Source organism: Streptomyces sp. MMG1121, assembly GCF_001280015.1.
Taxonomy (GTDB): Bacteria; Actinomycetota; Actinomycetes; order Streptomycetales; family Streptomycetaceae; genus Streptomyces.
In genome coordinates, this window is the sequence record NZ_LGDV01000188.1 from 49,189 (window position 1) to 61,019 (window position 11,831).

The window sequence follows — 11,831 nt, forward strand, 5'->3', positions numbered from 1 at the left end:
GCGCCACGCCCTGCGCCCCCGCTCCGTGAGCTGTCAGGGCCGATCCCGGCCGCGGAACGCTCCTCGCCGACCCGGCTGACGGCGGACGCCGCCCAGGCGGTGACCACGTCCGCACCCCTGTCCCCGTTCGCGCGCCTCTCCACCGACGAGGTCTGCGACTGCCTCGACGCGTGCGCCGAACTCCTGGCGGGATCAGTCGTGTTGCACCGCCTGGCGGCGGGCGCCGACCCGGGCCGGGCGCGTCCGCCGCCAGGCGTGGTCACCTGCTCAGCCGTGGGTCTTGGCCAGCAGTTCCAGGACCTCGGCGGTCGTGCCGCTCTCGCCGAGCCGCGGGAAGATCCGCTCGACGCTGCCCGCGTGCGCCTCGGCGGAGGCGTCGGCCATCGCGTCGGTGGCGAGGGTGACGTGGTAGCCGTGGGCGTAGGCGTCCCGGGCGGTGGACTCCACGCCGATGCTGGTGGCGATGCCGGTCAGCACGACCTGCGTGATGCCACGGCGGCGCAGCTGGACGTCCAGGTCGGTGCCGTGGAAGGCGCTCCAGTTGTGCTTGGTGACGCGGATGTCCCCGGTGTGGCCGGACAGTTCGTCGACGATGACGTCCCAGCCCTCGGGGAAGCTGAGGCCGCTGACCGAGCGCTCGGTGCGGCCCGGCAGGACGTCACCGCCGTCGGCGGCGAAGGAGACCCGGACCAGCACCACCGGCAGGTTCCGGGCGCGGAAGGCGTCGGCGAGTTCGGCCGTGCGGGCCACCACCTCGGCGGCGGGGTACGGCTGGACGGGCATGGCGGCGATGCCGTTCTGCAGGTCGATCGCGACGAGGGCGGTACGGGGGTCGAGCGTGGTGAGCGACATGAGTCGGTCAGGCCTTTCCAGTGGTTCGCTTGTCTTGCGGGGTGAGCCGGCCGAGGGAACGGTCGGGCAGGGTCGTCGCCAGCAACAGGGCGGAGCCGGCGAGCATGAAGAGGGCCAGGCTGTGCAGCCCGGCCGTATCGGCGCGCTGGGGGTAGAACGCCGCGGTGGCGGCGGACGCGGCCAGCGCGCCGAGGTATCCGAAGGTCCGCAGCAGACCGGCCGCGGAGGCCGTCCGCTCCGGGGCGGCCTGCCGGTACAGGGCGTTCTGCGTGGCCAGGCCGATCAGCCCCTGCGGGATGCCGAGCAGCGCGCCGACCGCGAGCAGCAGCCACAGCGGACTGCCGGGCCGCACCACGAGCAGCAGGGCGCAGCCCACGACCTGGAGTGCGGAACCGGCGAGCAGCTTGGCGCGCACCGCCTCCCGGCGTCCGGTGAGCGTGGACACGACCAGCGCGGCCGCCGACAGCGGCAGCAGCACGAGCCCGGCGGCGGAGGCGCTGAGCCCGCGCCCCTGCTCCAGCCACTGCGTGTAGCCGTACAGGAAGGTGTAGGAGGTGGTGTAGGCGAGCAGTTGGCGCAGATAGGTGGTGAGCAGCGGGCCGTTGCCGCCGAGGACGCGCAGGTCGATGAACGGGTCCGGCACCCGCAGCTCGCGCATGGCGAAACCGGCGGCAGCGGCGGCCGACAGCACCGGCAGGTACCAGCGGCCGGCACGCGGGTCCATCAGGAACAGCATCAATGCGACCAGCAGCAGCGCGAACAGCGCCATGCCGGGCAGATCCACGCGGCGTCGCCGGGTCTCGGTCCGGGGCAGCCGCAGCGCGCCGAGCACCAGACAGGCCGCCGACAGCGGCACGTTGACGGTGAACACGGCCCGCCAGCCGCCCAGTGCGGTCAGCAGGCCGCCGAGCGCGGGTCCGACGACGGCCACCGTCTGGTTGGCGACGGCCAGCGCGGCCAGCACGCCCGCCGGGCTGTCCCGCCCGGTGCGCTCGGCCTCGCTGCGGGTCAGCCGCATGGCCGCCGGGTACGCCGCCGACGTCCCGAAACCGAGCAGGACCCGGGCCGCGATCAGCGCACCGAGCGTGGGCGCGAGCGCACCGAGCAGACCGGCGACGCCCACCAGGGCCGTACCGGCGAGGTAGAGCCTGCGCGGGCCGTGCATGTCCACCAGGCGGCCGATGACCGGCTGGCCGACGGCCGTGGCCAGGTAGAGCGCCGAGACCAGCCACACCGTCTCGGCGGGCGGGGCGCCGAAGGCGACGCCGATCGGCACGAGCGCCACGGCGATCATCGAGGAGTTGACCGGGTTCAGGACCGAGCCGAGGACCATCGGCGGGATGAGCCGGCGGTCGAATCCGGCGGGGGCGGGGCGGGCGGCCTCCCGGGTGTGTCCGGAGAGCCTTGGTATCACGGCTGAGACAGCCGTTCCATCAGCTCCAGCGCCCGCAGCACGGTCTGCCGCTCCTCCTCGGTGTAGCGGTCCTGGAAGGCGCGGGCCAGCCACTCCTCGCGCACCTGCCGGTTGCCCTCGATACGGGCCCTGCCCGCGTCGGTCAGTGTGACCAGCTGGCGGCGGCCGTCGTCCGGGTCGGGCGCGCGCCGGATCAGACCGTGCTGGTCCAGGGCGGCCAGCGTGGTCGCCATCGACTGCGGGCGCACGCCCTCGGCGGCCGCGAGGGCGCTGGCCGTGGCGGCGCCGTGCTTGCCGACCAGGGTGAGCGCCGACTCCTGCGACGGGCTCAGGTCGGTGTCCTGGGCGACCTCGCGGATGCGGCGGCGCAGCCGGCTGAACACCACACGCAGATCACGCGCGGCACAGGCGGCGGAGTCGGAGATGTCAGCCATGCCGCCACCCTAGGACCGACAGCCGAAACTGTCCAGCCCAAACTGTTCAGCTCGGACTGTTTAATTTTGCCTGATGAGTCCCGGGCCCCCTCGGCTAGATTGGCCCTGTGCGTCTGCTGATGGTGTCCGACACCCACCTGCCGAACCGCGCCAAGCGGCTCCCGGAGCAGCTGCTGGCCGAACTCCCGCGCGCGGACGTGGTGTTCCACGCCGGGGACTGGGTCGATACCGCCACCCTGGACCTGCTGGAGAGCCACAGCCGCCGGCTGATCGGGGTCCACGGCAACAACGACGGCCCGGAGCTGCGCGCCCGGCTCCCCGAGGTGGCGTACGCCGAGCTGGACGGCCTGCGCTTCGGCGTCGTGCACGAGACCGGCCCGGCCCAGGGCCGCGAGGCCCGCTGCGCCGCCCGCTTCCCCGACCTCGACGTCCTGGTCTTCGGTCACAGCCACATCCCCTGGGACACCGTCGCCCCGACCGGCCTGCGCCTGCTCAACCCCGGCTCCCCGACCGACCGGCGCCGCCAGCCCCACTGCACCTGTCTCACCGCGACGCTGGCCGACGGCGCGCTCACCGAGGTGACCCTCCACCGCCTGTCCCAGCGCTAGCGGTCCTGTGCCAGGATCCCGCGATCCGCAAGGGGAACCGCTCCACCGCCGCCGACCCTGCGCGGGCGTGGGCCGGGATCGAGCGCACGCCCGCACGCCGGCGAGCCGAGACCGCCGCGCTGTGGGCCGTCGCCGGGCCGGGCGGACCGGCCGTCGAGGCCACGCGCAGGCTCACCCCGCGGGTCCTCGACGCAGCCTGTGCCACACATCCGGGAGGGCACCCGGCGCAGCGCCCTCCTGTGCACCGACGGCCGGCACGACCAGCATCCGCACGCGCGCGTGGCGGGGGACACCGCACGGCGGTGCGCTCCCCGCGTCCCCGAGGAGCCGCCGTCACCGGCGTCGAGTGGTGTGCCTCCTGCGCACGCGTCCCAGCAGCCGTGTCGCCGCCCAGGCGAGTACGGCGATCACCGCCACCGCCACCGCCCGTCGGGCCACCGGGAGCCCGGCTTCGCGCAGCAGGTCGAGCGGCCGGGGCTCCTCCTCGGCCGGTTCGGGGCGCTCGGCCAGCCGGCCGGCCAGGCAGTCCGCGAACCGGCCCACCAGCCGGTCGCCCACCTCCGCCAGCACCCCGCGCCCGAACTGCGCCGGGCGCCCGGTCACCGTCAGATCGGTCCGTACGGACACCGCCGTACCGCCGTCGCGTTCGCTCAGCGTGCCGGTGACCGTGGCCCGGGCCGTGCCCTGGCCCCGGGTCTCCCGGCCGCTCGCCACGAGCACCATCCGGTGCGCCGCCGCGTCCTGCTCCTCGAAGACCGCCGTGCCCCGGTAGGTCAGCGTGACCGGGCCGACCCTCACCTTCACCGAGCCGGTCACGGTCGTACCGTCGTAGTCCTCCACCACCGCGCCCGGCAGACACGGCGCGACCCGCTCGATGTCGAGGAGCGCATGCCAGGCGTCGTCGACCGCTACCGGCACGGTGAACTCGTGGTGCAGTTCCATGACCTGCTCCTCTCGGAGGCTTCAGGCTCAGGCGGGCGGGTGGATGGCTCCGGCGGTGCCGCTCAGCGGTGCGCCGCTGCCGCCCCAGCGCGCAGCGACGATCTCGGCGGCGACGGACACCGCCACCTCCTCGGGCGTACGGGCCCCGAGGTCGAGCCCGAGCGGCGAGCGCAGCCTGGACAGCTCGGCCTCGGTCAGACCGGCCTGAGTGAGCCGTGCACGCCGCTCCTCGTGGGTCTTGCGGCTGCCCATCGCCCCGATGTAGGCGGCCGGCCGGCGCAGCGCCTCCTCCAGCAGCGGCACGTCGAACTTGGGGTCGTGGGTGAGCACGCAGATCACCGTGCGCTCGTCGGTCGGGGCGCCGGCGAGATAGCGGTGCGGCCAGTCGACCACCACCTCGACGGCCGCCGGGAAGCGCTTGGGCGTGGCGAAGACCGGGCGGGCGTCGCACACGGTGACCCGGTAGCCGAGGAAGTCACCGATGCGGGCCACCGCGGCCGCGTAGTCGATCGCGCCGAAGACCAGCATGCGCGGCGGCGGAGCGAACGACTGGAGGAACACCGCCACATCGTCCTCGCGGCGCTCACCGTGCGGCCCGTAGTGCCGCACGACCGAGGCGCCGAGGGCGAGTTCGCCGCGCGCGTCGGCGGTGACGGCGACATCGAGGCCGTCCGCGCCGAGCGTGCCGTCCGCCCGGTCCGGCCACACGGCGCGCACGGCGCCGCGCGGCGCGGGCCCGTCCACCACCGTGGCCACGGTCACCGGCTCACCCGCCGCGACCGACGCCGCGACCGCGCCGAACGCCGGGTCCGACGCGGGGGTCACCGGCCGTACCAGCAGGGTGATCTCGCCGCCGCAGGTGAGCCCGACCGCGAACGCGTCCGCGTCGCTGTACCCGAACGTCTCCAGCCGCGCCTCGCCGCTCGCCACGACCTCCTGCGCCAGCTCGAACACCGCCCCCTCCACACAGCCCCCGGACACGCTTCCCACGACCTCGTCGTCCGGGCCCACCGCCATGGCGGCGCCGGGTCCGCGCGGCGCGCTGCGGCTGACCGCGACGACCGTGGCCAGACCGAACGGGACCCCGGCCGCGTGCCAGCGCGCCAGCGCCGGCAGGATCTCACGCACGATCGGCTCCTCTCACCCGGTCCGCGCCGGTGTCCGTGCCGCGAACCACCGCCGTCAGCCGCTCCAGCGCGGCCAGGCTGTGCCCCGCGACGAAGGCGTCCACGCTGGGCAGCGCCGCCGCCATCCCGGCGGCCAGGGGCGCGTAACCGGGGCGGGCCTTGCGGGGGTTCGCCCAGACCACCTGGTGCGCCAAGGAGTGCAGACGGCGCATCTCTTGCCCGAGCAGCTCCGGATCACCGCGTTCCCAGCCGTCCGAGAGCAGGACGACGATCGCGCCGCGCGCCATGCCACGCCGCCCCCAGCGGTTCAGGAACTCACGCACCAGCTCGCCGAGCCGCGTGCCGCCGCGCCAGTCGGGCACGGCAGCCGCGACGGCCGCCATCGCCAAGTCGGGGTCCCGGTGCGAGAGTTCGCGGGTCACCCGGGTCAGCCGGGTGCCGACCGTGAACACCTCGGTGCGGCCCGCGCGCACCGCCGCGTGCGCGAACCGCAGCAGCGCGTCGGCGTACGGCGCCATCGACCCGCTCACATCGACCAGCAGGACGACCCGGCGCGGGCGCTCGACCCGCGCGTGCCGCCGCAGCCGCGCCGGTTCGCCGCCCCGGCGCAGCAACTCCCGTACGGTGCGCCGCGGATCGACCTCGCCGCGCCGGGCGGGCCTGCGCCGGGCCGAGCGCCGAGCCTGCCCCTCCAGGGCGAACGCGGCCAGCAGAGCGCGCAGTTGGGCCCGTTCGGCGGCGTCGAGCGCGGCGACGTCACGGTGCCGCAGCACCTCGGCGGAGCTGGCGAGCACGGCGGCGGGCGGCCCCGGCGGCTCCCCCTCGCCCGGCGCACCCGGGCCCACGGGTGCCGCACGCGCGACGAGCCGCGACCGGTGCGCGGGAGCGGCACGCACCGCGCGCGGCGCCCGCTCCCCGGCCGACCCGAAGTACGCGGCGAACACCCGCTCGTACCGCTCCAGATCGTCGTGCCCGCCGCACAGCGTGGCCCGCCCCGCCCCGTACACATCCGCGCGCACCCCCGGCCGCAACACGGCCACGGCCCGCAGAAACGCGTACAGCCGCTCGGTACTCGCATCGACCCCGGCCGCCCGCAGGGCCCGAACGAAACCGACCAGCACGGCATCGGCCCCGAGCCGCCCGGCGCCGGCCCCGAGCCGTACCGCATCCCGCCGGGGTGGCTCCTCCCCGCCGAGAGACACGGCGTCCGACCCGCTTCCCTCTGCACCCATCCGCCTCACCAGCCCCGGGCCGCGAGGACCCCCGCGAGGTCGAGGGCTTGGGCGCGGGCCGTGTCCTCCCGGTACTTCAGTACCGAGCCCAGCGTCGCCGTCGCCAGTTCCGCGTCCACCTCGTTCGCGCCCAGCGCCTCCAGGGCCTCGGCCCAGTCGAGAGTCTCGGCCACGCCGGGCGGTTTGATCAGGTCCGCCGCGCGCAGGGCCTGCACCAGGGCCGTGACCTGTTCCGCCAGCCGGGCCGACACCCGGGGCAACCGGCGTCGCACGATGGCCAGTTCACGGGCGAAGGAGGGATGGTCGAACCAGTGGTAGAGGCAGCGGCGCTTCAGCGCGTCGTGCACCTCACGGGTCCGGTTCGAGGTCAGGACGACCACCGGCGGGTCCTCGGCCCGCAGCGTCCCCAGCTCCGGGATCGTCACCGCGTACTCGGACAGCAGCTCCAGCAGGAACGCCTCGAACTCGTCGTCGGCCCGGTCGATCTCGTCGACCAGCAGCACGGCCGGCTGGGTCTGCAGGGCGCGCAGCAGCGGCCGGGCGATGAGGAATCGGCGGTCGTACAGCTCGCTCTCCAGCAGGTCCGCGTCGGTCACCCCGGCCGCCTCGGCGGCGCGCAGGTGCAGCAGCTGGCGCGGGAAGTCCCAGTCGTACAGGGCCTGCGAGGCGTCGATGCCCTCGTGGCACTGGAGCCGGATCAGCGGCGCGCCCAGCGCCTCGGCGAGGGCGGAGGCGAGCGCGGTCTTGCCCACGCCCGCGTCGCCCTCGCAGAACAGCGGCCGGTGCAGCCTCAGGGCCAGGAAACAGGTGACGGCCAGCCCTTCGTCGACGAGGTACCCCGTCTGCTCCAGGCGGGCCCGCACCTGCTCCGGGCCGTCCATCGTGATGATCGGCGCTCACCCCGTTCCGGTCGCGGCCAGCACCGCCCGCCGGGTCAGCACCCGTGCCAGATGGGCCCGGTACTCGGGCGAGGCGGACACGTCCTGCGCGGGCCGGGTGCCCTCGGCCGCCCGCTCGGCGGCCCGGGCCACGGCCTCGGGCCCGTCGGCGCCGGTCAGCTCCTCCTCGGCCCGGGTGGCCCGCAGCGGGGTCGAGCCCATGTTGGCCAACCCGATCCGGGCCTCGGCGATGCGCCCGCCGCCGTGCCCGTCCTGCCCGTCGGCACGCCGTACCAGCGCCGCCACGCCGACGATCGCCCACGCCTGGGCGACCCGGTGGAACTTCTCGTAGTGGAAGCCCCAGCCGTCGGTCTTCGGCACCCGCACCTCCACGAGGAGCTCGTCGGGTGCGAGCGCCGACTGGAGGTAGTCCACGAAGAACTCCCGGGCCGGGATCGTGCGCCGGCCGTCCGGACCGGCCACGACCAGTTCGGCGTCCAGGGCCAGTACCACCGCGGGCAGGTCTGCGGCCGGATCGGCGTGCGCCAGCGACCCGCCGAGGGTGCCCCGATGCCGTACGGCGGGGTCGGCGACCGTGGCCGTCGCCCCGGCCAGCAGACCGGCGTGCCGGCGCACCAGCGGATCGCGGATCACGTCGTGATGGGTGGTCAGGGCGCCGATGACGAGCGTGTCACCGTCCTCGCAGACCCCGCGCAGCTCCGGGATCCGCCCGACGTCCACCACCAGTTCCGGGACGGCCAGCCGGAGCCTGAGCAGCGGCAGCAGGCTCTGCCCGCCGGCCAGCACCTTCGCCTCCTCGCCCGCGTCGGCGAGCGTGCGCACCGCCTCCTCGACGCTGTGCGGACGGGCGTACTCGAACGCCGCGGGAATCATGCCGACGCCTCCTTCACCGCGCGCCACACGCGCTCGGGCGTGCAGGGCATCCGGACGTCGTGCACGCCGAGCGGGCGCAGCGCGTCCACGACGGCGTTGACCACGGCGGGTGTCGAGGCGATCGTCCCGGCCTCGCCCACACCCTTGACGCCCAAGGCGTTCGAGGAGGCCGGCGTCTCGGTCCGGTCGGTCACGAAGTCCGGCAGGTCGGCCGCCGACGGCACGAGATAGTCGGCCATGGTGCCGGAGACGAGGTTGCCGTCGTCGTCGTAGACGGCCTCCTCGTACAGCGCCTGCGCGATGCCCTGCGCCAGACCGCCGTGCACCTGCCCCTCCACGATCATCGGGTTGACGACCCGGCCGACGTCGTCCACGCAGACGTAGGACCGGATCCGGGTCCGCCCGGTCTCGGTGTCGACCTCGACCGCGCACAGGTGGGTGCCGTGCGGGTAGGAGAAGTTCTCCGGGTCCACGACGTGCTCGGCGTTGATGGACGGCTCGACGCCGTCGGGCAGGTCGTGGTTGGTGAACGTCTCGAAGGCGATCTCCTGGATCGTCCTGCGCGCCTCGGGCGAGCCCTTCACGGAGAACACCCCGTCGGTGAACTCCAGGTCCTGTTCGCTCGCCTCCAGCAGATGGGCGGCGACCTTGCGCGCCTTCTCCACGACCGTCGTGGCGGCGCGGTGCACGGCCTCGCCGCCGACGGCCAGCGACCGCGAGCCGTAGGTGTCCATGCCCTGCGGGGACGATCTGGTGTCGCCGTGGACCACCTCCACGTCCTCGAAGGGCACGCCGAGCACGTCGGCCGCGATCTGGCTCCAGCAGGTCTCGTGGCCCTGCCCGTGCGGGCTGGTGCCGGTGACCACCTCGACCTTTCCGGTGGGCAGCATACGGATGCTCGCGGCCTCCCAGCCGCCGGCCGCGTACCGCAGATCGCGCAGCACCCGGCTCGGCGCCAGGCCGCACATCTCGGTGTACGTCGACACGCCGATGCCGAGCCGTACGGGGTCGCCGCGCCCGGCGCGTTCGCGCTGCTCGGCGCGCAGGGCCTCGTACCCGAACAGGTCGAGCGCCTTGGCGGTGGCCGCCTCGTAGTTGCCGCTGTCGTAGGTCAGACCGGCGATGGTGGTGTACGGGAACTCCTCGTGCCGGATCCAGTTGCGGCGCCTCAACTCGACCGGATCCAGGCCGAGTTCGGCCGCCAGCTCGTCCATGGCCCGCTCGATGGCGAACGTCGCCTCCGGGCGCCCGGCACCGCGGTAGGCGTCGGTGGGGGTCCGGGTGGTGAAGACGCCGGTGCAGGTGAACTCGTAGGCGTCCATCTTGTAGATCCCCGGGTACATGAAGGCGCCGAGGATCGGGATGCCCGGGGTGACGAGCATCAGGTACGCGCCCATGTCGGCGGTCAGGTCCACCTTGAGGCCGAGCAGCCTGCCCTCGTTCGTGGCGGCGACCTCGATGTCCTGGATCATGCCGCGGCCGTGGTGGGTGGCCAGATAGCCCTCGGAGCGGGACTCGGTCCACTTCACCGGCCGGCCGAGCTTGCGGGCGACCGCCAGCGCGAGGGCCTCCTCGCCGTACACCTGGAGTTTGGAGCCGAAGCCGCCGCCCACGTCCGGGGCGATCACGCGCAGCTTCTGTTCGGGGATCCCGGTCACCACCGCGAGCATGGTGCGCAGGATGTGCGGGATCTGGGTCGCCGAGTACACCGTGTACTCGCCGGAGGCGGCGAGCGGGGTGACCACGACCGCACGCGGCTCCATCGCGTTGGGGATCAGCCGCTGCTGGTGGTAGCGGCGCTTGAGTACGACGTCGGCGCGGGCGCGTACCGCCTCGAAGCTCTCGCCGGTGGCCAGCGGCCAGGTGTAGCAGCGGTTGGTGCCCTTGTCGGCGTGGACGAGCGGGGCGTGCGGTGCCAGCGCGGCCTCCAGGTCCAGGACCGGGGGCAGTGGCTCGTAGTCGACCTCGATCGCCTCCAGGGCGTCGGCCGCGGCGTAGCGGTCGCGGGCCGCCACGACCGCGACCGGGTCGCCGGCGTGGCGGACCTCGTCGACGGCGATCGGCGGATGGTCGGGCAGCACGATGTCCTCGGTCACCGGCCACGCGCAGGGCAACGAGCCCAGTCCCTCGGCGAGGTCGGCGCCGCTGAACGCCGCGACGACACCGGGGCGTTCGCGGGCGGGGGAGACGTCGACCCGGGTGAGGCGGGCGTGGGCCATCGGGCTGCGCAGGACGGCCAGGTGCAGCAGTCCGGCCATCTGGATGTTGTCGGTCCAGTTGGTCTGGCCGGTGATCAGCCGCGCGTCCTCCTTGCGCGGCCTCGGGCGGCCGACCTCGTGTGCGACGGCCTGGTCGGTCATGCCGTGACCTCCTCACCGGCCTCTTGGGCCGCGCCGGCCCCGTGAGCTCCATGAGCTTGCTGCCCGGACGCTTCGAGCACCGCGCGGACGATGTTCTGGTAACCGGTGCAGCGGCAGAGGTTGCCCTCCAGGGCCTGGCGGATCTCGTCCGGGCAGGGGTGCGGGTTCTCGCGGAGCAGATCACGCGCCGCCATGATCATGCCCGGGGTGCAGTAGCCGCACTGAAGGGCGTGCTGGTCGTGGAACGCCTGCTGGAGCGCCGTCCACGCGCCGTCGTGCGCCAGCCCCTGGATCGTGGTCACCTCGCACCCGTCCGCCTGGACGGCGAGCACCGAGCAGCTCTTCGCGCTCGCCCCGTCCAGGTCGACCGTGCAGGCGCCGCAGTGGGAGGTGTCGCAGCCGATCGGGGTGCCGGTCAGGCCGAGCCGGTCGCGCAGATAGTGGGCCAGGAGGAGACGGGGTTCCACGTCGTCCTCGTACGTCGTGCCGTCCACGGTCACCGAGATACGGGTCATGGGCCCTCCAACAGCGCGGGAGAGGGGCAGGGGCGACCAGAGGTGAGGGTGCGGACGTTACGTGCCAATGGTGCCGTAGACGACATTACGACCATGCCCTGCTCGCGGCGAGCCCTGCGAAGAGGCTTTTGTTGAGCATTAATCCATTACTGTCGGTCATCGACGGGATCGGCAGCGTCGGCGACGGAAACACCCGGACCGACACCCTCGCGTTGGAACGCCGGCGCGGCATCACGATCAAGTCCGCCGTCGTGTCGTTCCCGCTCGACGGCGTCACGGTGACCGGGGCGCCGCGTCGCGCGGGCACCGCCGTGCGCGGGCCGATGCGCCGCTTCCGGCTCGAAGCCCCGGCGGACACGCTGGGTGCGCCGCTGCCGGTGCTCGCCCAGCCGGGCGGCGTACCGGAGGCGACCGGCGCGCCCGGGCCGGCCGCCGCACCGCACGGCACGGTCCCGGCCGCCCGGGCGTGCGAGCCGGAGCGGCGGCTGACCGGGCTCCCCCGGGGCGAGGGCGGGCTGGAGACGGCCTTCGGCCACTGCGCGCCGGACCTGACGAGCTGACTGATAGTCAACTTA

Annotated in this window: 12 protein-coding genes; 2 read left to right on the forward strand and 10 right to left on the reverse strand. The window is 74.3% G+C overall.

Annotation, left to right across the window (positions count from 1 at the left end):
- Positions 1-267: 267 nt before the first annotated feature.
- The 3 genes from ADK64_RS18415 to ADK64_RS18425 are packed head-to-tail and all read right to left on the reverse strand — an operon-like array spanning position 268 to position 2,700.
- Positions 268-852 (reverse strand): isochorismatase family protein, encoded by a 585-nt coding sequence (locus ADK64_RS18415; RefSeq protein ID WP_053660277.1) that lies wholly within the window; start codon positions 850-852, stop codon positions 268-270.
- Between the two features lie 7 nt (positions 853-859).
- The gene (locus tag ADK64_RS18420) at positions 860-2,266 is read right to left on the reverse strand and encodes an MFS transporter (RefSeq protein ID WP_053660279.1); all 1,407 of its coding nucleotides are present in this window, start codon (positions 2,264-2,266) and stop codon (positions 860-862) included.
- The gene (locus ADK64_RS18425) at positions 2,263-2,700 is read right to left on the reverse strand and encodes a MarR family winged helix-turn-helix transcriptional regulator (RefSeq protein ID WP_053660281.1); all 438 of its coding nucleotides are present in this window, start codon (positions 2,698-2,700) and stop codon (positions 2,263-2,265) included. The genes ADK64_RS18420 and ADK64_RS18425 overlap by 4 nt, the downstream gene beginning before the upstream one ends.
- Positions 2,701-2,807: 107 nt before the next feature.
- Between ADK64_RS18425 and ADK64_RS18430 the strand changes: the two genes are divergently transcribed.
- A complete protein-coding gene (locus ADK64_RS18430; RefSeq protein ID WP_053660283.1) occupies positions 2,808-3,308 on the forward strand; it encodes a metallophosphoesterase family protein in 501 nt (166 codons plus the stop codon).
- 333 nt (positions 3,309-3,641) lie between these two features.
- On the opposite strand, the gene ADK64_RS46680 is transcribed toward ADK64_RS18430, so the two are convergent.
- Genes ADK64_RS46680 through ADK64_RS18465 form a run of 7 tightly spaced genes read right to left on the reverse strand, consistent with a single transcriptional unit; the run spans position 3,642 to position 11,256 of the window.
- A complete protein-coding gene (locus ADK64_RS46680; protein ID WP_053660285.1) occupies positions 3,642-4,250 on the reverse strand; it encodes an SRPBCC family protein in 609 nt (202 codons plus the stop codon).
- 27 nt (positions 4,251-4,277) lie between these two features.
- A complete protein-coding gene (locus ADK64_RS18440) occupies positions 4,278-5,378 on the reverse strand; it encodes an XdhC family protein (protein WP_053660287.1) in 1,101 nt (366 codons plus the stop codon).
- The gene (locus ADK64_RS18445) at positions 5,371-6,609 is read right to left on the reverse strand and encodes a vWA domain-containing protein (RefSeq protein ID WP_078992708.1); all 1,239 of its coding nucleotides are present in this window, start codon (positions 6,607-6,609) and stop codon (positions 5,371-5,373) included. Before ADK64_RS18445 ends, ADK64_RS18440 begins: the two co-directional genes overlap by 8 nt.
- A gap of 5 nt (positions 6,610-6,614) precedes the next feature.
- Positions 6,615-7,490 carry an AAA family ATPase gene (locus tag ADK64_RS18450; protein ID WP_053660289.1) on the reverse strand — a complete coding sequence of 292 codons (876 nt, stop codon included), beginning with the start codon at positions 7,488-7,490 and terminating at the stop codon, positions 6,615-6,617.
- A 15-nt stretch (positions 7,491-7,505) separates the two neighbouring features.
- Positions 7,506-8,381 (reverse strand): FAD binding domain-containing protein, encoded by an 876-nt coding sequence (locus tag ADK64_RS18455; RefSeq protein WP_053660294.1) that lies wholly within the window; start codon positions 8,379-8,381, stop codon positions 7,506-7,508.
- Entirely contained in the window at positions 8,378-10,741 is a 2,364-nt protein-coding gene (locus ADK64_RS18460; protein WP_053660295.1) for a xanthine dehydrogenase family protein molybdopterin-binding subunit, read from the reverse strand. The genes ADK64_RS18455 and ADK64_RS18460 overlap by 4 nt, the downstream gene beginning before the upstream one ends.
- Positions 10,738-11,256, reverse strand: a complete 519-nt coding sequence (locus ADK64_RS18465) for a (2Fe-2S)-binding protein (protein ID WP_053660298.1) — start codon at positions 11,254-11,256, stop codon at positions 10,738-10,740. The genes ADK64_RS18460 and ADK64_RS18465 overlap by 4 nt, the downstream gene beginning before the upstream one ends.
- Before the next feature lie 131 nt (positions 11,257-11,387).
- Here ADK64_RS18465 and ADK64_RS45065 point away from each other — a divergent pair, with 131 nt between their 5' ends.
- Positions 11,388-11,816 (forward strand): hypothetical protein, encoded by a 429-nt coding sequence (locus tag ADK64_RS45065; protein ID WP_107093015.1) that lies wholly within the window; start codon positions 11,388-11,390, stop codon positions 11,814-11,816.
- The last annotated feature ends 15 nt before the right edge of the window (positions 11,817-11,831 follow it).

Coding starts and splice junctions, on each gene's coding strand:
- ADK64_RS18425 (WP_053660281.1), bottom strand. CDS start 2,700: ATGGCTGACATCTCCGACTCCGCCGCCTGTGCCGCGCGTGATCTGCGT.
- ADK64_RS18445 (WP_078992708.1), bottom strand. CDS start 6,609: ATGGGTGCAGAGGGAAGCGGGTCGGACGCCGTGTCTCTCGGCGGGGAG.
- ADK64_RS18415 (WP_053660277.1), bottom strand. CDS start 852: ATGTCGCTCACCACGCTCGACCCCCGTACCGCCCTCGTCGCGATCGAC.
- ADK64_RS18455 (WP_053660294.1), bottom strand. CDS start 8,381: ATGATTCCCGCGGCGTTCGAGTACGCCCGTCCGCACAGCGTCGAGGAG.
- ADK64_RS46680 (WP_053660285.1), bottom strand. CDS start 4,250: ATGGAACTGCACCACGAGTTCACCGTGCCGGTAGCGGTCGACGACGCC.
- ADK64_RS18460 (WP_053660295.1), bottom strand. CDS start 10,741: ATGACCGACCAGGCCGTCGCACACGAGGTCGGCCGCCCGAGGCCGCGC.
- ADK64_RS18465 (WP_053660298.1), bottom strand. CDS start 11,256: ATGACCCGTATCTCGGTGACCGTGGACGGCACGACGTACGAGGACGAC.
- ADK64_RS18450 (WP_053660289.1), bottom strand. CDS start 7,490: ATGGACGGCCCGGAGCAGGTGCGGGCCCGCCTGGAGCAGACGGGGTAC.